Annotated in this window: 19 protein-coding genes; 11 read left to right on the top strand and 8 right to left on the bottom strand. The window is 45.4% G+C overall.

What is annotated here, in order from left to right:
- Positions 1-168 precede the first annotated feature (168 nt).
- The 4 genes from PPO43_RS01225 to rlmN form a co-directional block, all read right to left on the bottom strand.
- Positions 169-906, bottom strand: a complete 738-nt coding sequence (locus PPO43_RS01225; RefSeq protein WP_272619968.1) for a hypothetical protein — start codon at positions 904-906, stop codon at positions 169-171.
- 81 nt (positions 907-987) lie between these two features.
- The gene (locus PPO43_RS01220; protein WP_272619967.1) at positions 988-1,884 is read right to left on the bottom strand and encodes a M15 family metallopeptidase; all 897 of its coding nucleotides are present in this window, start codon (positions 1,882-1,884) and stop codon (positions 988-990) included.
- A 3-nt stretch (positions 1,885-1,887) separates the two neighbouring features.
- Positions 1,888-2,658, bottom strand: a complete 771-nt coding sequence (locus PPO43_RS01215; protein WP_272619966.1) for a superoxide dismutase — start codon at positions 2,656-2,658, stop codon at positions 1,888-1,890.
- Between the two features lie 521 nt (positions 2,659-3,179).
- On the bottom strand, positions 3,180-4,226 hold the full coding sequence (gene rlmN / locus PPO43_RS01210; RefSeq protein ID WP_272619965.1) for a 23S rRNA (adenine(2503)-C(2))-methyltransferase RlmN: 1,047 nt from the start codon (positions 4,224-4,226) through the stop codon (positions 3,180-3,182).
- Between the two features lie 255 nt (positions 4,227-4,481).
- On the opposite strand from rlmN, the gene PPO43_RS01205 reads away from it, so the two are divergent.
- From PPO43_RS01205 to PPO43_RS01185, 5 genes are all read left to right on the top strand, one after another.
- On the top strand, positions 4,482-4,619 hold the full coding sequence (locus PPO43_RS01205) for a hypothetical protein (protein WP_272619964.1): 138 nt from the start codon (positions 4,482-4,484) through the stop codon (positions 4,617-4,619).
- Positions 4,620-4,951: 332 nt separating this feature from the next.
- On the top strand, positions 4,952-5,143 hold the full coding sequence (locus PPO43_RS01200; protein WP_272619963.1) for a hypothetical protein: 192 nt from the start codon (positions 4,952-4,954) through the stop codon (positions 5,141-5,143).
- A gap of 316 nt (positions 5,144-5,459) precedes the next feature.
- A complete protein-coding gene (locus PPO43_RS01195; RefSeq protein WP_272619962.1) occupies positions 5,460-6,452 on the top strand; it encodes a PorP/SprF family type IX secretion system membrane protein in 993 nt (330 codons plus the stop codon).
- 187 nt (positions 6,453-6,639) lie between these two features.
- Positions 6,640-7,497 carry a ChaN family lipoprotein gene (locus tag PPO43_RS01190; RefSeq protein ID WP_272619961.1) on the top strand — a complete coding sequence of 286 codons (858 nt, stop codon included), beginning with the start codon at positions 6,640-6,642 and terminating at the stop codon, positions 7,495-7,497.
- A gap of 192 nt (positions 7,498-7,689) precedes the next feature.
- Positions 7,690-8,361, top strand: coding sequence for an NUMOD4 domain-containing protein (locus tag PPO43_RS01185; RefSeq protein ID WP_272619960.1), 672 nt, complete (start codon positions 7,690-7,692; stop codon positions 8,359-8,361).
- 53 nt (positions 8,362-8,414) lie between these two features.
- Here PPO43_RS01185 and PPO43_RS01180 read toward each other — a convergent pair whose 3' ends face one another.
- From PPO43_RS01180 to PPO43_RS01170, 3 genes are all read right to left on the bottom strand, one after another.
- On the bottom strand, positions 8,415-9,305 hold the full coding sequence (locus PPO43_RS01180) for a UbiA family prenyltransferase (RefSeq protein ID WP_272619959.1): 891 nt from the start codon (positions 9,303-9,305) through the stop codon (positions 8,415-8,417).
- Positions 9,275-9,799: a KdsC family phosphatase gene (locus PPO43_RS01175; protein ID WP_272619958.1), complete on the bottom strand. Its 525-nt coding sequence runs from the start codon at positions 9,797-9,799 to the stop codon at positions 9,275-9,277. The genes PPO43_RS01180 and PPO43_RS01175 overlap by 31 nt, the downstream gene beginning before the upstream one ends.
- 200 nt (positions 9,800-9,999) lie before the next feature.
- Entirely contained in the window at positions 10,000-10,455 is a 456-nt protein-coding gene (locus PPO43_RS01170) for a hypothetical protein (RefSeq protein ID WP_272619957.1), read from the bottom strand.
- A 219-nt stretch (positions 10,456-10,674) separates the two neighbouring features.
- On the opposite strand from PPO43_RS01170, the gene PPO43_RS01165 reads away from it, so the two are divergent.
- From PPO43_RS01165 to PPO43_RS01140, 6 genes are all read left to right on the top strand, one after another.
- Positions 10,675-12,027 carry a methyltransferase RsmF C-terminal domain-like protein gene (locus tag PPO43_RS01165; RefSeq protein ID WP_272619956.1) on the top strand — a complete coding sequence of 451 codons (1,353 nt, stop codon included), beginning with the start codon at positions 10,675-10,677 and terminating at the stop codon, positions 12,025-12,027.
- Positions 12,028-12,136: 109 nt separating this feature from the next.
- Positions 12,137-12,826 (top strand): response regulator transcription factor, encoded by a 690-nt coding sequence (locus PPO43_RS01160; RefSeq protein ID WP_272619955.1) that lies wholly within the window; start codon positions 12,137-12,139, stop codon positions 12,824-12,826.
- Between the two features lie 80 nt (positions 12,827-12,906).
- Positions 12,907-13,974: a sensor histidine kinase gene (locus PPO43_RS01155; protein WP_272619954.1), complete on the top strand. Its 1,068-nt coding sequence runs from the start codon at positions 12,907-12,909 to the stop codon at positions 13,972-13,974.
- Positions 13,975-14,188: 214 nt separating this feature from the next.
- Positions 14,189-15,049, top strand: a complete 861-nt coding sequence (locus tag PPO43_RS01150; RefSeq protein WP_272619953.1) for a hypothetical protein — start codon at positions 14,189-14,191, stop codon at positions 15,047-15,049.
- A gap of 364 nt (positions 15,050-15,413) precedes the next feature.
- Positions 15,414-15,815, top strand: a complete 402-nt coding sequence (locus PPO43_RS01145; RefSeq protein WP_272619952.1) for a hypothetical protein — start codon at positions 15,414-15,416, stop codon at positions 15,813-15,815.
- Between the two features lie 68 nt (positions 15,816-15,883).
- The gene (locus tag PPO43_RS01140) at positions 15,884-16,699 is read left to right on the top strand and encodes an HAEPLYID family protein (RefSeq protein WP_272619951.1); all 816 of its coding nucleotides are present in this window, start codon (positions 15,884-15,886) and stop codon (positions 16,697-16,699) included.
- A gap of 1,097 nt (positions 16,700-17,796) precedes the next feature.
- Here PPO43_RS01140 and PPO43_RS01135 read toward each other — a convergent pair.
- Positions 17,797-19,095 carry an aminopeptidase P N-terminal domain-containing protein gene (locus tag PPO43_RS01135; protein WP_272619950.1) on the bottom strand — a complete coding sequence of 433 codons (1,299 nt, stop codon included), beginning with the start codon at positions 19,093-19,095 and terminating at the stop codon, positions 17,797-17,799.
- Between the last annotated feature and the right edge of the window lie 130 nt (positions 19,096-19,225).

Raw genomic sequence — 19,225 nt, 5'->3', positions numbered from 1 at the left:
GTTTTACTTTGCAATTGAATTTTGTTTGGCGGCTAGCAAATTGCATGATTTTACCCCAAAATAAAGCCGCTATCACCCAATTAATGAGTTGAGGCCAAAAGCATTGTTAATAGTAAAGATAGAAAAAAATCTACAGATCAACAATTTTTAGTTAAGGACCTAAACGACTTATCTAGCTTTTATTTCTTGAAGAAGAGCTTTTGCCTGACTAATATAGTAACCTTCCTCTGCAGTACGTAGCAATTGCTCCAATTCTTTTTGGGCAGCCGCCCACTCCTCTGTTTTTACCAAAGTCAGTGCCAAGTACCAACTTGCAATTTGTTCTTTTTCTAAAGAAATAGATTCTTCCTGACTAAGTTCCTGAAAAATAGCTTTTGCACGATCTTCTTTTTGGATCTCTAAAAAAGAAATCCCGAGCATTAACCGACAATTGGTCTTAGAACAATCCTCCAAAAGCGGAATGGCTTCGGCATATTTCCCCGCTTTATAAAGCTGCTCTGCTTCCCAAATCAATCGCGCATTAACCGCTTCACTTCCTCCTCTAGCCTGCATATTCAAAGGCTTGTAGGCCTCATAGTAGGTCGCAAAAATTTTTGGCTCTGCATTGTTCTGTTGAAAGAAATACCCCCCCACACTAAATAAAAGAACAACACTAGCCGCTATAGCCAAATAACTAAACCGAAAGAATTTAACCTTAGTAGGGCTAGCTGACTCCTCATCCCACTTACGCATATCCTCTGCTAACTTCTCTACCTGAAAACTCTTGAAGAGATGAAGATAAGCCTTAGCCTCTTTTTTATAGGCAGGGTCCTTTTTCATGCGTTGCTCTATGGCCTTGCGCTCATCAGAAGATAATCGATAGTATTGATAGTCTTCTAGTTGTTGAATTTCGTTTTCTGAAAGCATCTTTAGTTAAGCTTTTAATGAACTTGTTGGAATAAATGTAATGGGTAGTTTAGGATTTAGACAACAAGCTCATTAAGCCGCTTAAAGACAATCAGGGTTGATCCCCAATACATACTTTCTCACAACTTCAATCTCTGCCGCTGCCTCCGAACCTAAAAATCCGTGGATGTCTGTATCCTTTATGTACTTTTTATACTCATCTGTGAACTTTTTAGCTAAAGGAATATAAGACCAATGCCATTTTTCTTCCTGATATCCATACGGACGACCCGCAGAATAGACCTGACAAAAGCCAAATTCAGCCGCATGAGCCACTAACCAAGCATATTCCTTGGCCCCTTGACCCTTAAGCCAATAGTCCGGATTGATGTTGTTGATGTCAATATCTGTCCCCCAATGATGCCGCGACGTACTAGGCATAGAGTTCCACTCCAATATCTGCTCCGCCTTGGCCTTCTTGGAGGCATCCTGTGGCACAAACTGCCCATTTACCCGCTGCTCTCCCTTCCACTTCCGCTCCCAAATGGCCTTCTGCACATTAAAGGGCCGAGTGGCCGACATGATTTTTAACGATATCCCATCTTCCTTGGCGCTCAACCGCATTTCCTTAAATTTGGCCATAGCCTCTTTCCGAATGAATATTTTTCGATCAGGATAGACCAAATACTGACGATCAATCCGCTCAAAACGTTCGTCCCCAGCCGGATTAAATTGACCCATTAAGTATTCTCTACTAATTATTTCCATAATCTTGGCGCGTTCTTCCGCACTAGCCTTGGGCGATATCCGCAACGCATTGCTGTCGATCTGCTCCCAAACACTAACACTGTCTTTTTCTTTCTCTTGACCACTACTGTCAACCAGCTCATGTACCAATTCCTCCGGCTGATTAACCGCTTCTGGCGTGGCAGAAGGGGCACAGGCTACTAATAGCCCTAAGCCCCCCAATCCACTAATAATTGTCCTTTTCAAATGCATTACTTATTTAACGGCTTTTGCCCAGCGCTCAGCCACAGCAGACCAGTTAATAATATTGAAAAAAGAATTGATGTAGGACTTCCGCTGATTCTGATAATTCAAATAATATGCATGCTCCCAAACATCTAACCCCAATATGGGCTGCCCTGGCTGCTCTACAATTTTTCCCATCAAAGGATTATCCTGATTGGGCGTGCTGCAAATGTAAAGCTCCTTCTTGGCATTCACCGCCAACCAGGCCCAACCCGAACCAAAACGACTGGCCGCAGCCGCCTTGAATTCATTGGCAAACTGCTCAAAAGATCCAAAGGCTTTTTCCAAAGCTTGACCAAATTCCCCCGCTGGCGTTCCTCCTCCCTCTGGACTCATATTAGCCCAAAATAAGCTGTGGTTGTAGTGCCCACCACCATTATTGCGCAAAGCAGTATGCTCTTCCTTCTCCTCCAAACGACCCAAAAGATCTTCCAAACTATTCGCCTCTTTCTGCAAAGGATTTCCCGCCAAAGCCGCATTCAATTTCTTCACATAACCCGCATGATGCTTCCCATGATGAATGTTCATGGTCTCCGTATCAATATGGGGCAATAGCGCATCCGCCGCATAGGGCAAAGCTGGCAACACAAATTCACTCAAACCCGTAGCAGCCTCTTCTTTGCCCTGGCCCTCCTCTTTTTTAGGCTCCTCGCCCTGACAAGATTGTAAAAATAAAGGACTCAAACTCGCACCCAAGGCCAAAGTGGCCGAACGCTTCAAAAATGTTCTTTTATTCATCATTAAATAGAGATGTTTTAGTTAAATATATATAATGTCTTTGCCTTAACTATGTTTGCTCAAGGAGGCTGCTATTCTCTTTTTTACAAAAATTACTACAGCCTATTAGACGCTCATTATACAGGATATATCAGAAAAATTAAAGTCTTTAAGTTTTTTTTGTTTTGGGGCTGCCCCTGCGGCCTGCGGCCTTGGGTCGGGCCATTGCGCAGCTCGCTGCTCGCTCGGCCCTGCGCGGGCTCTGCCCGCTAGGTCTGCCGCCTGCGGCGGCCCTGCTCCAGCCCCTCAGCCGCGGCGGCTTTGCCGCCTGCTATAAACAAGTCTTTTAACTAACTCATTATTAATTGGGCATAAAAAAAGGATCAAAACCGAAGTTTTGATCCTTTTGGGCCAATGGGCTTTGCCATGGGCCGAGCGACCCGACCAACGGGAGCCGACGCAGCGAAGCAAGTAATAGCGAGCCCCGCAACCTAGCGCCGCAAGGCGAAGCCGCAGCGGAGGCCCAAAACAGCATTAAAAAACAACTACTTATTGGCCAATTGGCCGCAGGCTGCATCAATATCTTTACCTCTAGATCGGCGGACGGTGCAGGGCACTCCTCGGCGGTTGAGGTATTCCGAAAAGCGGTCAATTTTTTCGGCTGCGGCTTTGGTCAGCGTTACGCCCTCCACGGGATTATACTCAATAATATTGACTTTGACCTTGGGCAATTGTTGGCAGAGGGCCAGCAACTTTTGGGCATCCTCAATGCTGTCATTAAAATCCTTGAAAGTGATGTACTCAAAGGTCAGTTTGCTGTCTTTGGTTTGCTCATAAAAATATTGCAGGGCCTCGATTAGGGTCTCCAGATTATTTTGCTCATTGATGGGCATAATCTCATTTCGCTTCGTATCATCGGCGGCATGCAGAGAGAGGGCCAAATTGGTCCGAATGCCATCATCGGCTAGACGTTTAATCATTTTGGCAATGCCCGCCGTGCTAATCGTGAGGCGGCGAGGGGCCATATCCAAGGCCCAAGGAGCTGTGAGCAGCTCCACACTTTTCAGAACGGGCCGATAGGCGAGTAGCGGTTCGCCCATCCCCATATAAACCACATTGGTAATGGGGTGGCCGTAGGTTTCCTCGCATTGGCGGTTGACCAAAAGGACCTGATCGTAAATTTCGGGCGCGTCCAGATTGCGCAGGCGCTTCATTTTTCCAGTAGCGCAAAAGCTACAGCTCAGGCTACAACCGACCTGAGAAGAAATGCAAACCGTATAGCGGTTTTGACTAGGAACGGGAATCAGGACCGATTCAATGAGGTGCCCATCATGTAGCCGAAAACGATTTTTGATGGTGCCATCATTGGAGCGCTGCTCCATATCGAGCGTAATGGGGCGGATACAGAAGTCTTCCTCTAGTTGTTCGCGCAATTTTTTAGAGAGATTGGTCATCTCTTCAAAGCTATGTGCGCCTTTTTTCCATAACCACTCAAAAACTTGCTTGGCTCTAAACTTAGGAGCGCCTTTAGCTTGAAAATAAGCCAGCAGGTCCTCCATCTCTAATAGTCGAATATCTTGTTGTATGCCCATTATATTAAATTTGAGGGGCAAAGGTAAGGATTATTCTTGGGGCAGACTAGTTTTTTAGCGATTAACTCTAAGGGCGGAAACGCTTCGCAGCGCTTGCTGATGAAAAAAAATATTTCTGCATTTAGTTGATAAATAGTGACTTAGGTTTTTTGCTTAAAAAAACTGAAAAAACCTGGGTGCTTTTTGGAACTGAATCTAGATGCCTGCAGTTTGGCAATCGTAATTTCTAGAAAACACCCCAAAACCAAATTTTAGATGCTTTCATATTCAGATCATATCAACTATCGCTCTAGCGAGCTAAGAGGACAAGGCCGACGCCATGTCCTAGCCCCCGCTATGTTTGATACGATGGTTGATCTCGCCCAAAGTTGTAAGCATTGCACATATCCTTAAAAGTAAGCCTTGGCGCTTGCTTAGGCAACTGCCAAGATATCATATCCTCCAATATATATTTTCAGCATTTTGTCTACGCAAGCGCCAAATTGACAGTAAGTCTCCTCGGAACTATGTCAATTTGGCGCTTATTTTTTTGAGTTTTTCTTAACGCTTATCTAACTACTTAAAGGCAAAGGATTTAGGCTGAATTGTAAAAAAAAAAGATGAACTGGCCTAGCTTTTGACTTGAGTCGAGTAGCAAAAGTTCTTAAAAGCCCCTATACTTCCATAGTATTTTATACAAAGGAAGATTTAGACAAAATATTATTTCACCCAAAAAGCTGAAAATTATGAATAAGCAGCGCATCCTTCAGGCAGGAATCATCACGAAAACGCAGAGCATGGCTCAGGCGGCACCTGCACTACAGCCTCATGCGGTAAGCCTTACTTTGGTCATGGATCAGGGCAAGCAGCGCGAGCAGCATTTTGGGCAAATGAATGCCCATCGGGCCCCTCAAGCCATCAACGGCCGACAACGTTAAAAATGATTCTGTGTTTAATTTAAGTATACTTGCTCTTGGTTTTGGCCAAGGGCTTTTTTTTGTTCTAAATCGAGCTGTTTTTAGCTTTCTTGTTCATAAACAGCCATTTTTAAAGGAGTTTATTATATTTAGTTGATGTTTTGGGGCCCGCGGCCGGCTCAGCCTCCGGCTTCGGTCGGCCGCCGCTATGCTGCGGGGCTCGCTGCTCGCTCGGCCCTGCGCGGGCTTCGCCCGCTGGGTCTGGCCTACGGCCACCCCTGCGCAGCGCTGGGCCAAATGGCCCAACCTCTTATCTCTTTCTTTAAAATGGCTTTGCATGAAACAGTTCTACCTTTTTATCTTCTTTGCTTGGCCAATTTGGAGTTATGGGCAAGACCTACATTTTAGTCAATTTGATCGAAATTTTTGGGCCAACTCTCCCGCAGAAACAGGCGCTTTTGATGGCCGCTACCGTTTTAGTATGCAGTTGAGAGAGCAATGGTCGGCTGTGCCTGTGGCCTATCAGACCTTGGCGCTAGGGATGGAGCAAAAGGAGGCTTTTGCGGGTTTTCATTGGGGACTGTATTTACAGGCCGATCGGGCTGGAGATTTGGGGTTAGGGCAATCGGTTTTGCGCTTGAGTGTGGCTCGAACACAGACTTTAGCTGCCAATTGGTCGCTTAGTATTGGGGGGTACTTGGGCGCAGGACAGCGATTTGTCAACTATAAGGGCGCTAGTTTTGATGAGCAGTTTCAGGGAGATCAGTTTGATCCAAGCTGGGCCATTCAGGAGCCTGCTTTGGGGGGAGCGCAAAGCTTTCTCTTTGGCGATTTGGGGGCGGGCTTGGCCTTGATGTACCAACAAAAAGACTGGCAAATTAAGTTAGGTGTAGGGCTGTATCATTTGAATCGGCCCAAGCAAAGCTTTTTGGGCGAAGATGATCGATTTTTGCCAATTCGGGCCACATATTATGGACAAGGACATTATGCTTTGGGACCAAAATGGAAAGGGCAAACGGCGGGGCAACTACAGCGGCAAGGACCTTATTGGGAGTGGGGGATGAGCCAGCTTTTCTTTTATAGTATAGATCAGCGGCCAGGCCGAGCGCTTAGCCTTTATGGGGGCTTATCTTGGCGTTGGAAAGATAGCTGGCAGCCGCGTTTGGGCATTCAATATCAAAATAATTGGGAGTTGGGGGTGAGTTATGACGTAAATTATTCAGATTTTCAGCCAGCTAGTTTGGGCCAAGGGGGCTTTGAGCTCTTATTTGTCTATATTTGGCGGCCCCTGCCTAAGTTTCCCAGCAAAAAGAATTGTCCTATATTGTAGGCCGCCAAGAGCTATTTTGGCCCAGCGCTGCGCAGCGGTGGCCGTAGGCCAGACCCAGCGGGCGAAGCCCGCGCAGGGCCGAGCGAGCAGCGAGCCGCGAAGCATAGCGGCGGCCGACCGAAGCCAGAGGCTGAGCCGGCCGCGGGCCCCAAAAACAACAGATTTATTTATACTAAAAGAACCAATTATGAAAACATTTTGGAGTGTATTGCTCCTCTTGGCCCTTAGTGTTGGGCAAACGATGGCCCAAGAGAAAGAGGCCTATCAAATTTATGATAGTAAAGGGAAAAAGCTGAAATACAAGAAGATGCTCAATAAATTGAGCGATTTGGATATGGTTTTTTTTGGCGAGTTGCATAACAACACAATCAGTCATTGGTTGCAACTAGAGCTTAGTCGAGATCTTTACGCACAGCGAGGAGAAGAATTGGTGATGGGGGCTGAAATGTTTGAGGCTGATAATCAGGTAATTTTGAATGAGTACTTTTTTGGTTATATTGGTACCTCTAATTTTGAGAAAGAAATGCGCCTTTGGCCAAACTATCAGACGGATTATAAGCCTTTAGTAGAATTTGCCCGAGAAAATGGGTTGCGCTTTGCTTGCACTAATGTCCCTCGCCGATATGCTTCGATGGTAAGCAAACAGGGCTTGGACCAATTAGATCATTTACCAGATTATTCTAAGGTATTTTTGGCTCCATTACCAATTCAGACGAATATGGAGCTAGGCTGTTATCAGAAAATGTTGGAAATGGCTGGGGGCGATGAGAGCTTTCCGCATGCTCAAATGCTAAAGGATGCGACTATGGCTCATTTTACTTTGTCTAACTGGAATGAGGGAGAACTATTTTTGCACTTTAATGGAAGCTTTCACTCTGATTTTCATGAGGGTATCGTCTATTATATCAAAGACAAAAAACCTAAAATTAAAGTGGCCGTAATCACTACCGTAGAGCAAGAAGATATCTCTAAATTGGATCGAGAACACTACAAAAAGGCAGACTATATTTTAGTTGTGCCTAGCAGAATGACCAAAACTTATTAGAAAAGTGGGGAATTGGCTGTTATCAGAGATATAAAGCAAGTGAAAAACTAAAAAAAAATAGTAAATGCTTGTTTGGCCCCTAAAGAAGCCTTATCTTTAAAGCAAGGTAATTACAAAATAATGACGTTTTGTATTTATCAATGAGTACCTAACTCATATAGCTTATTTTTTTACTTAAAATCTCCTTATCTAATGGATGCAAGTCAAAAAGTGACCACACTTCCTGGTGAAGTTTGGCAAAAAGTTGATTTTGGTCGCCCAACCTTACATTTTGAATATTACATTTCTAATATGGGCCGCATTAAGAGCTATCACAAACGCACTACTGGAGAGCGTTTGTTGAAAGGTTCTGTGGACCACCGTGGTTTCCGTCGTTTGCATATTCGCTTGGCGGATAAAACTTATGGTGAGTTGGCTCTACATATTTTCATTGCTACTCACTTCTGTGAAAAGCCTTCAGATGAGTTTAATCATGCTGTGCATGTAGACTACGATCGTTCTAACAACAAATGGACGAACATCAAGTGGCTTAACCATGATGAGTGGAGAGAGTACATGCAAAATAGCCCTAATTATAAGGATACACGCAGCCGAAAGGAGCGTCACTATCGCATGAGTCCCGCTAAGGTGCGCTTACTCAAAAGTGCTTCTAAACGTAGCCGATTGAAAAAGAGAGAATTGGCGGAGGCGTTTGCAATTACTCCAATGCAAATTTACCGCATTGAGCGTGGTCTAAACTGGTCTCATGTTCATCCTTCAGAGGAAGATCTAGAAGCAGTAAAAGACATCAGCCTAGAAGACTTGAAAGAGCGCGTACGTCAGCTAGATGATGAAAAACAGCGTCGTTTGGCAGATGAGGATTAGGTTTTAGTCTCCTTGAATGCAAAAGAGCCCGTGAATTTTCACGGGCTCTTTTTTTATGGTAACCAAACTAAGGCAGCTAGGCCTAAGGCCATGTAAATTTTGAGCAATAGACTGAGTTGACTCCAATCTTTTTTACTTTTAGCTTTGATTAAGACAAAAATGAGCAAAAACAAAAGAGCCGCCAGCAACAAAAAATGTCCCCAAAAATAGCCTGAAAATAGCCCGAAATACGGCCAAACTAAGCCAACTCCTGTACTCAAACTGCCCAAAAGAATAAAAAAGAGCAAACTTTTAAGGGCCCAAGCGGGCAGATAATGAGCTAGACTAAAGCTGCCTTGCGCTCGATCTCCCTGCAAATCTTCTCGATCTTTTACAATTTCTCGGACCAAATTACTGCCCAAGGCAAAAACCAAATAAGCCTCAAAAAAATGCTTGGCCCAAAGGTTTTTAGCTAAGTAAGGGAGGGCTTCTTGGTAATATAAACCCAAACTAGCCACCACTAAACTGGCCACCAATAAATTGCCCCAAAAAGGCCAAGCCTTGATCTTTGCCGCATAGGCCCAAAGCAAAAAACTAATGCCCAACAAAATAGGCAATAGAAAATATGGAGAATAAATAGCGGCCAAACTAAAAGGCAATAGTTGTAGCCAAGTATAATGAACAAAGCCCCAAAAAGTAGAAATTTCTCGTCCCAATGGCCGTTTTCGATCATTCAAACGATCTATCTCCAAATCATAATAATCGTTGATGATGTAACCCGCTGCCGCCAAACTCAGCGTTGCTAAAGCATAAAGCAGATATATGGGCCAATTTTCCTCGCCTAAAGGCCGCAAAAGTAGGCAGTAAAACAAAGCTTGCCCAATCCACAACAAAAGTAGATTGGGCCAGCGAATGAGGCGAAAAAAAGCCCAAATTAGAGCTCCGTAATTTTTTCTTGCGGCCATTGGTCCTGCACTTTTAAGACTCGCTCAATGACATCGCGCACACAACCCATTCCTCCTTTTTTAGGCGAAACATATTGGCTAACGGCCTGAATTTCAGGAACGGCATCGGCAGGGCAACAAGCCAAAGCCACCAAACGCATAGGCGCATAATCAGGCAAATCATCGCCCATGTATAAACAATGGTCCAAATTGATGCGCTCGGCTTCAATCAGCTCCCGAATGCAAGAAAGTTTGTCGTGCTGTCCCGCAAAATAATTGCCTGCAGGCAGGCCCAAACCCTCAAAACGGCGCCAAACCCCCTCAGAGCGTCCCCCCGTAATGATAAAAATATCATAGCCTTTTTCTAGCGCTAGCTTAAAGGCAAAGCCATCTTTTACGTTCATGCTGCGCAACAAACGGCCATCTTCCTGCACCAATAGTTCGCCATTCGTAAAAACGCCATCTACATCAAAGATAAAGGTCTTAATTTCAGATAAATAGTTTAGAAAACTCATAAGTTGTTGTTTATTATTTTTTGGGGCTGCCCCGCCCTTTGGGCGGGTCGGGCTGTGCGGGGCTCGCAGTTCTGCTCGGCCCTGCGCAAAATTTCGCTTTGCTCATTTTGCTGGGTCTGCGGCTTCGCCGCCCCCCTACCATCCCTCAGCCGATAGGCGCTGAGCCCAAAAACGATCGCTTGGCGATAATTAAAATGGACCTATTTTTTGTCAAAGGCAGCCCAATCTGAAGGGGAAATATGCGGATACTTTTTTCCTGCTTCTAAATTCAAAATAACTGGCCGATGGGAGTTGCAATTTGGTCCTCCTCCACAGCGAATATAATCCGAATAATAGGCTTTTTGGCCAGGGCGGCTTTGGGTGAGTGAAAAAATTTCATATTGTCCAGCAGGCAATTGCAACTCATATTCTAAAGTCGAGCGATTAAATTCTCGGCTAGTGAACATGGCCCCAGTGCCAATATTGCGGGCCACAATAGTGAGGTCCTTGGGCAAATGCCCAGGATAAGCCAATTTTCCAGAAAGAATTGCTTTTGGAGCCTCTGCTTGAGGATTGGCTGCTGTTGTGGTTTCGTTAGGGACCGATTGTTCTGCCGTTTCTGTTTGGCAGGCCCAAAAACTCATAGAAAGGAAAAGAAAGAAGATTGTTTTTTTCATGATGCTGATTTTGGTCGTGCAGGCGGCGAAGCCGCCGCAGGCTTAGGGATGGAAAGCAGTGGCCGTTAGGCCAGACCCAGCCGCCCAAGGCGGCGCAGGGCCGAGCGATTAGCGAGCTGCGACACAGCCCGACCCGACCGTAGGGAGGGGAAGCCCCAAAAAAAATAAATAAAATTAGGGATCCCCTTAAAAAAGGGCTTTTTTTGCAAAAAAAAAGAAATGCAGTTACCAGAGGACTTTTGTCAGTTGATGCAGGAGCAGTTGCCTGTGGCGGATTGGGCCAATTTGCAGGCGGGTTTAGAAGCCGAGGAAAAGCCAATTTCTCTGCGGCAAAATCCATATAAAAGGACCAATTTGCCTTGGGCTGAGCATTTGCAGCCCCTGCCTTGGTCGGCCGATGCCTATTATTTGTTGGAGCGGCCTAGTTTTGCCTTAGATCCGCTTTGGCATGCAGGCGCATATTATGTGCAAGAGGCTTCCTCGATGTTGTTGGCGCAGGTGCTTCGGCAGCATTTGCCGCAAAAAGAAAATTTGGCGGCCCTAGATTTATCGGCAGCGCCAGGTGGAAAAACGACTTTGTTGGCGGCTCAACTGCCTGCCGATGCCTTATTATTGGCCAATGAAGTGGTGAAAGCTAGAGCGCATATTTTGGCCGAAAACCTACAGAAATGGGGGCGCCCGAATGTTTGGATTTCTTGTAATCGCCCAGTCGACTTTAAGGAATTAAAGGATTGTTTTGACTTCATTTTGGTAGATGCGCCCTGTTCTGGTGAGGGGATGTTTAGAAAATTGCCCGCTAGTCGAGGCGAGTGGTCTTTGGCTAATATGCAGCATTGTGCGAGTCGACAAAATGAGATTTTGGACCAAATTATTGGCTGTTTGGCGCCAGAAGGGGTCCTTGTTTATAGCACATGCACCTTTAATCGACATGAAAATGAGGAGCAAATCGAGCGGCTTTTGGCCGAGCGGGAGGATTTGGAGCTTTTGCGTTTGGAGCTAGATGAAAATTGGGGCTTTATCGAAAGCAATTTGGGGTATCGGGCTTATCCGGGCCGAGTGGCGGGAGAAGGCTTCTTTTTATCGGTAATTCGGAGAAAAGAGGGGCGGGTCAAAAAGCTAAAAGCGCCTAAAAAGCCTAGTTTTAAGGCTGTGAAGGAGTTGGGTGATTGGGCCAAAAAATTGGATCCTGTTTGGGGGCTAGATTTTTGGTCTAAAGAGGAGGAAATTTTAGCTTTTCCCAAAGCGCATAAGAAGTTGGGCGAACAATTGGCCCAATCGCTATATCTTTTGCAGGCGGGCGTCAATTTATTGGAGCAAAAAGGAGCAAAATATCGGCCTTTGGCCAGTAGTGGCCAAAGTTTAGCCTGGGCAAAGTCAGTTTTTTCAAGCATTGAGCTAGAAAAAGAAGCGGCCTTAAATTACCTAAGAGGAGAAGTTTTATCCTTAGAAAATATGCCCAAAGGTTGGTTCCAACTCCATTATCAGGGCTTGCCTTTGGGCTGGGCCAAGGGCTTGGCAGGGGGGCGAATGAATAATTATTATCCCAAACATTGGCGGCTCAGACAGCGTTAAACGGCCTGTTTACGATTTCTTAATAGAAAATGTCTATAGACAAGCTCAGATAGTCGCCCTGCTTTTCTTTAAAAAAGCTTAACTTTGCGCTAAAACAAAGCTGCCTGTTATGAAAGACCAAAAGGACTACAAAATTCTAATTGCAGATGATGAGCCCGATATTTTGGAGTTTGTCACCTACAACCTGATTAAAGAAGGCTATCAGGTGAGTACGGCCAGAAACGGTATGGAAGCCGTAGAAAAGGCCAAGGAAGTGCAACCGCACCTTATTTTGCTCGATATCATGATGCCTGAGCTGGATGGGGTAGAGGTTTGCCGAGAATTGCGTAGCCAACCCGAATTTGAACACACGATTATTGCCTTTCTAACGGCCCGAAGCGAAGATTATTCGCAAATTGTGGGCTTTGAGGTAGGAGGTGATGACTACATTACGAAACCCATCCGCCCTAGAGTCCTCATTAGCCGAATTGCGGCCCTTTTGCGACGCTACAACAACAACCCGCAAGAAGAAGGGGAGCAGATTCGAGTAGGCGATCTCTTGATTGATAAAGAAAGAGTTTTGGTAATTCGCGGAGAGGAAGAAATTGCCTTAGCCAAAAAAGAGTTTGAACTGCTCTGCTTGTTGGCTTCTAAACCTGGAAAAGTCTTCGCTCGCGAAGAAATTTTCAAAAATGTTTGGGGCAATGATGTGATTGTGGGAAATCGAACGATAGACGTGCATATTCGCAAAATTCGAGAGAAAATTGGCGAGTATTATATCAAGACCATTAAGGGGATTGGTTATAAATTTGAGTTTTAAGTTATAGAACAATAAACAAAAGAGGAGAGGCGCTTAGGTAACTCTCCTCTTTTTTTGCCTTTTTGTTAAATTTTGACCCTATGTTGTTTTTGGCGCCAAAAAATCCTACGCCGCAATTATTAGCCTTTCTTACGGCTTTGCAGGCTAGCCTTCCCGCCTTGGTTGGACTTTTTTTGCTCAAGCTGATTTTTCCCAGCCTGCTCAGTTGGTGGTTGCTTCTGCCCGCTTTCCTGATCTTTTTGGGTACGGGCTATTACGCTAGCCATCGGGCTTTGCGCAAGTTTATCTATAACAAAGTGAAACTGATCTATAAGTCGATTCACAGCCTAAAAGCGCCCAAATCGAGTAAGCCGTTAAATATCGATATGCGCAATCATATCATTGATCGGGTAGAAAAGGAGGTGACCGAATGGGCCAAGGACTGGACCCAAGAAATTCGCTATCTCAAAAAAATGGAGCAATATCGCCGCGAGTTCATTGATAATGTTTCGCATGAACTCAAAACGCCTATCTTCAATATGCAGGGCTATTTGTATACCTTGGCCGATGGCGGTTTGGAGGATGAAATGATTCGCGATAAATACCTGCAACGAGCCATTGATAATGTGGAGCGCATTGCGGAAATTGTCCAAGAACTCAATCAGATTTCTAAATTTGAGTCTAGCGCCGTAGAACTTGAAATGCAATCCTTTGATATTCAGGAGTTGGCCCAGGAAGTAGTAGAAAGCATGGAAATTAGCGCAGAGAAAAAGCAGATTGATTTGCGCTTTAAGGAGACGGCCAAAAAACCTTATATTGTACAGGCCGACCGCGAAATGATTCGACAGGTTTTGGTCAATTTGGTCTCCAATTCGATCAAATACGGCCGCCCCAAAGGCCATACCCTCATCGGCTTTTACGATTTGGACCAAAATGTTCTGATCGAGATTTCCGACACGGGTAAGGGCATCGCCCAAGAGCATTTGCCCCGCCTCTTCGAGCGTTTTTATCGGGTAGACAAGGGCCGCTCTCGACATGAGGGGGGCACGGGCCTAGGCCTTTCTATCGTCAAACATATTGTGGAGGCGCATCAACAGACGATTAACGTGCGCAGCCGCTTAGGTGTGGGCTCTACTTTTGGCTTTACCTTGGCCAAATATAAGGGCTAGGACAATTAGGATTTGGGGCCCGCGGCCGGCTAGCCGAAGGCTAGCTCGGCCGCCGCTATGCTGCGCGGCTTAAATCTATGAGGGTTTTAACCCTCATTTCATAAATTATCGCAGAGCGATGCCATTGTTGCGGTGGGTTTTAACCTACCGAAAAAAGGTCCTCCGCAGCGCTGGGTCATTTGGACCATTCTCTATGCTTTAAACTAAATCGCTAATGAACAAATTTCTGTTGTTGTTTGCTACCTTGCCCTTGCTTTGGGCCTGCAAAAAAGAAGAGCCCTCTCCTCAGACGGAAGAGGCCAAAGTAATTTTTCGCATTTCGGTAAATCCTAGTCAAGAGCGGCTAGATAATCTGGGCCAAGCTGCAGCCATGCCCGCAGGGCATGCGGGCCAAGATCCCGATTTTTACGAGATTACTGCCCATTATTTGGAGTTGGCTCCCTCTGCTTATACCCAATTGGGCGATGGAGCGGTTTTGTATCATGCTCCAGAAGTGACTACTGGGGGCGACCAAGCTATCGATTTCTCGCAGCGGAAAGTTACTTCTTCTGGGGATATCTTTTTGGAGGTCCCTATTTCTCAATTTCCAGTGGGAAACTATGAGTGGCTCCGTCTTTCTTTGTCTTATCAGAATTATGGGGTAGCGTTCTATTATAACAACCAGGCTTTTACTGGCCGTTTGGCTAGCTTTGTGGGTTACAATACCTATATCGATACGGTGGTGGTGGACCAACAATCTTTGGCGGTTCATGCCAATAAGTTGCAGGGCTTTTGGGCCTTTGAAACGCCCTTTAATTTAACTTCTGGTCAAGCGGCAGGGACCACCGTGCCCAACCCTTTGGCGGCCAGCTCGCCTATTCCGGCTGGTAGCTGTGTAGTCACGGGCCAATTGGACCAAATTCTGAGCATCACGGGCAATGAAACTGAAGATATTGAAATCAACATGAGCCTGTCGACCAACAAAAGCTTTGAGTGGGAAGATCTTAATGGCAATGGAAAATGGGATGTAGGGCCCAATAATCCAGAATCTGTAGTAGATATGGGCTTGCGGGGATTAAAAGCTTTTGTTCATTAAGCTTTCCTTGGATGCCATGCAAAAAGCGCCTTCTGATCAGAAGGCGCTTTTTTGTTTGTAGGTCCAAGATTTTATTCCTAGAGTTATTCCATAAGAGTTTCAAGCCGCAGGGCTATATATCCATCCTACAGGCCCGAAGGGCCGCAGGCCTAGCGATGTGCAGCAGTGCGGCGCAGCCGCAGACCAAGCAAAAACTTGTTTTTTGCGCAGGGCCGAGCGAATAGCGAGCTGCGGAGCGTAGCGCCTGCCGCAGGCGGGAGGCCCCTAATAATTAGCAGCTTCGAAATGACAAAGGAGTTAATGGCAGAGCCCCTCTTAAAACTTGCTTAACGCTTTTTGCGCTAAAAAAAACTATCTTAGCAGCATGATAAACGGCCTAAGTAATAGTCTATGGACTAAGGTTTTTTGTTGTTTGATGAGTCTTTATCTGCTGAATATCAGTGTAGATAGCGTTGATTTTTATACTTATAACAACAAAGAAGACCTTAGTGTCAATGATCAGGAGAGTATCATTGAGATCGTCTTGGAGAAAATCCTAGGCTATGAGGATGCTATTGCCGAATATGATGATAATGAAAGGGAGGAAACGAATTTGCAAAAGCGAATACAGCTAGATGATTTTTTAGTGATGGAGCTCTATTGTTCCTTGGCTTATTGCCCCCTTTCTATCTTTCCTCTTTCCAATACCCATTTTCTTCTCTACAAAGCGCCATTGGCCCAAGGGGCTTTGCGCATATTTAGTCCACCACCAGAAGTACAGATTTAGTTGAATCGGGCGAGGGCCCATTTTATGATTTCTTGGCCCTTTTAAGGCCAAGCTAAAACTAAATTTGTATGAAATATCTAAAGATATTGTTGCTCCTCTTGCTTTGGGGGCAACAACAGCAAGCTTATGCCCAAGAAGAGGCTAAGCCAAAAGCAAAAGTAGAACATGCCGAACCGCTTTATATTGATTTGATCCGAGACTTGGGCGCTCGTAAAGGCGAAAGAGAATGGAACTTAGGTTTTGGAATTAGTGATCGGCAAAAGTACGATGCCTATGAAACCCTAATTGAGTACGAATGGGCCCCGATCGATCGTCTAGGGCTAGAGGTCGAACTGCCTTTTACCTTTTACTCTCCCTTGAATGGGACCGAAAGAGACTCTATGCCTGGGCACCAATTGCACGGACTCAAATTGGCGGCCCAATGGTCCTTTTTTGTCTCTGAAAAGCAGGCTACTTCTATGGCTATTGGCTATATCAATGAGTTTATGTTTTCCAATTTTAATCAGTTTGGCCGCCCTTTAATTAAGGGCAATCGCTATGATCCCTTTTTGGTGGTTGCCAAAAGATGGAACCGCAACTTTCATAGCCTAATCTATACAGGTCCTAGCTTTGAGCAAGAGTTTGCAACAGGACATTTCTCTAGTGGCTACGCCATCAATACGAGTATTCATTATATGGCTAATAATAGCCGCAACTTTGTGGGCATAGAATTCAATAAGGAGTTTGATGCAGAAGGATTTAGTATGCATATTCGTCCCCAAATGAGGGTGGCCTTTAGTGAGCAGCTCATTATTGGGGTTTTGGCTTCGGTGCCCGTTCATCGAAAAGAGGAAGGATTGGGCCTATTTATTCGCCTAATTTGGGAGCCTAAGGAGAAACATTAGGTCCTAAAAAGACCCAACTTGCAAATTTGGTCGCTAAGCGGCTGTTTGTAAATTACAGTAGGGGGAGCTCAGAAAAAAAAGATAGGGCTTTCTGGACCCTCCCCCAGCTAATTTGCGGATTACAATTAACGTGGGGAATTCCCCCCAGCTAATTTGCGGATTACAATTAACGTGGGGAATTCCCCCCAGCTAATTTGCGGATTACAATTAACGTGGGGAATTCCCCCCAGCTAATTTGCGGATTACAATTGGCGTTGGGAATTTCCCAGAGCTAATTTGCGGATTACAATTAGCGTTGGGAATTTCCCGGAGCTAATTTGCGGATTACAATTGGCGTTGGGAAAATCCCGGAGCTAATTTGCAGATTACAATTGGCGTTGGGAAAATCCCGGAGCTAATTTGCAGATTACAATTGGCGTTGGGAAAATCCCAGAGCTAATTTGCGGATTACAATTGACGTGGGGAATTTCCCAGAGCTAATCTGCAAATTACAATTAGCTTGGGGAGGCTGTATAAGGCCCTATCTTTTTTTTCTGGACTTACCCTACTACAAATTAGCTAGGCGCGCTTAAAATTGAAATATTGGAGCAGCTTGTTTTTTTTGAAGCTAAAAATGGAGTTTATTTAAAAAATTGTGTGTGCTCTTTCTTGTCTTTATGCGACTATTGGCCAAATTCTGATTTTACAATTTTTGGGGCTGCCCCTCGCTTTGCTCGGGTCGGGCCATTTCGCAGCTCGCAGGTCTGCTCGGCCCTGCGGCGGCAAGCCGCCTTGGTCTGCCGCCTTCGGCGGCCCTGCTACAGCCCCTCAGCCTGCGGCCCTTCGGGCCTGTAGGATGGATATATAGCTGTAGGTTTCATCCTACAGGCCCATGGCCGAAGGCCAAACAGCCTAGCGATGTGCAGCAGTGGCCGTCAGGCCAGACCAAGCGGGCGCAGCCCGCGCAGGGCCGAGCGACCCGACCAACGGGGAGCCGACGCAGCGAAGCAAGTAATAGCGAGCTGCGGAACGTAGCGCCGCAGCTTTGCTGCGGAGGCCCCAAAACAAAAAATGCCCACTACTTAATTGTAGCGGGCATTGTCTATTTGGAGAAAAGCCTAAGCATTCATCAAGCTTTCGATTTCTTCCACCTCAATTGGAATTTGTCCCATGAGGTTGTCTACACCATTTGCTGTGATGAGCAAATCATCTTCGATGCGTACCCCCAAGCCCTCTTCAGGGATATAAATGCCGGGTTCGCAAGTGAAGACCATACCCTCCTTGAACTCTACATAACGGTGGCCCAAATCATGTACATCCAAGCCAAGGTGATGTGAAGTGCCGTGCATAAAATATTTCTTATAGGCGGGGAGTGCAGGGTTTTGCTGGGCCACTTCTTCTTTGCTAAGCAAGCCCAAACCAATGAGTTCTAGCTCCATGATGTGCCCAACTTCTTGATGGTAATCTGTCAAATTATTGCCTGGGCGAAGCAATTGTTGTGCTTCCTGTTTTACGCGCAAAACGGCTTCATAAACTGCCTTTTGGCGATCAGTGAAACGGCCATTTACCGGAATAGTACGGGATAAATCTGCTGCATAATTGCCATATTCTGCCCCAAAATCCATCAACATCAAGTCGCCATCTTGTAAAATGGCATTATTGTCATTATAGTGCAAAATGCAAGCGGCTGGGCCCGATGCAATAATGGGCGAATAGGCATGTCCAGAGGCGCCAGAACGAATAAATTCATGCATGATTTCGGCCTCTACCTCATATTCTTTTAGGCCAGGACGAGTTGTTTGCAATACTCTGCGAAAAGCACGATTCGTAATTTCACAAGCTTCGCGCATCAATTTGACTTCTTCCTCCGTTTTCTGCATGCGCAATTCTTTCAGAATGGGTTGTGCACGCAAAAATTCATGGGCCGAATACTGCTGCTTCAATTCTAAAGCTTTGCGCTGATTGCGATTGGGCACTTCAGAAGCGGCTCGATCATTTTCATTGCCGTTTACATAAATTGTATCGGCCAACAAAATCATCTCATTGAGTAGGGCTGGCATACTGTCTAACCAAGCTACAGTAGAAACTCCCGACGTCTGGGCGGCATCTTCTTTAGTATACTTATAGCCTTCCCAGATTTTAATATATTCGCTGGTCTTTTTGGTAAAAATGACCTCTTCAAAAGCCTTTCCTTTAGGGCAATTGGGGTAGAGGACCAAGACCACCTCTTCTTGGTCTAAACCAGAAAGGTAAAAAAGGTCGCTATCCTGTCTAAAGGGGAAAAAACAGTCGCCATTGCGAGGCAATAAATCTGCTGCATGGAAAATGGCGATGCTGTTGGGCTTCATTTTTTGCATAAACCGCTGGCGATTCAATTGAAAAAGCGCTGCGGGAATATCTTGGTATCGTTTCATCATTATTGTTTTAAAAAACGCAATTCCGAAAGCTAAATTTTTTCTGTTAAAGGACAAAATCAAGCTGCTTTTTAGGAAATTTTTAGAGATTTTTTGGAGCCTTCGCTAAAGATAATAATGTGGTGGTTGCTCC

It is taken from the genome of Saprospira sp. CCB-QB6 (assembly GCF_028464065.1).
Lineage (GTDB): Bacteria > Bacteroidota > Bacteroidia > Chitinophagales > Saprospiraceae > Saprospira.
Note: the sequence above shows the minus strand (reverse complement) of the source record. Positions and strands in the feature narration are given on the sequence as shown.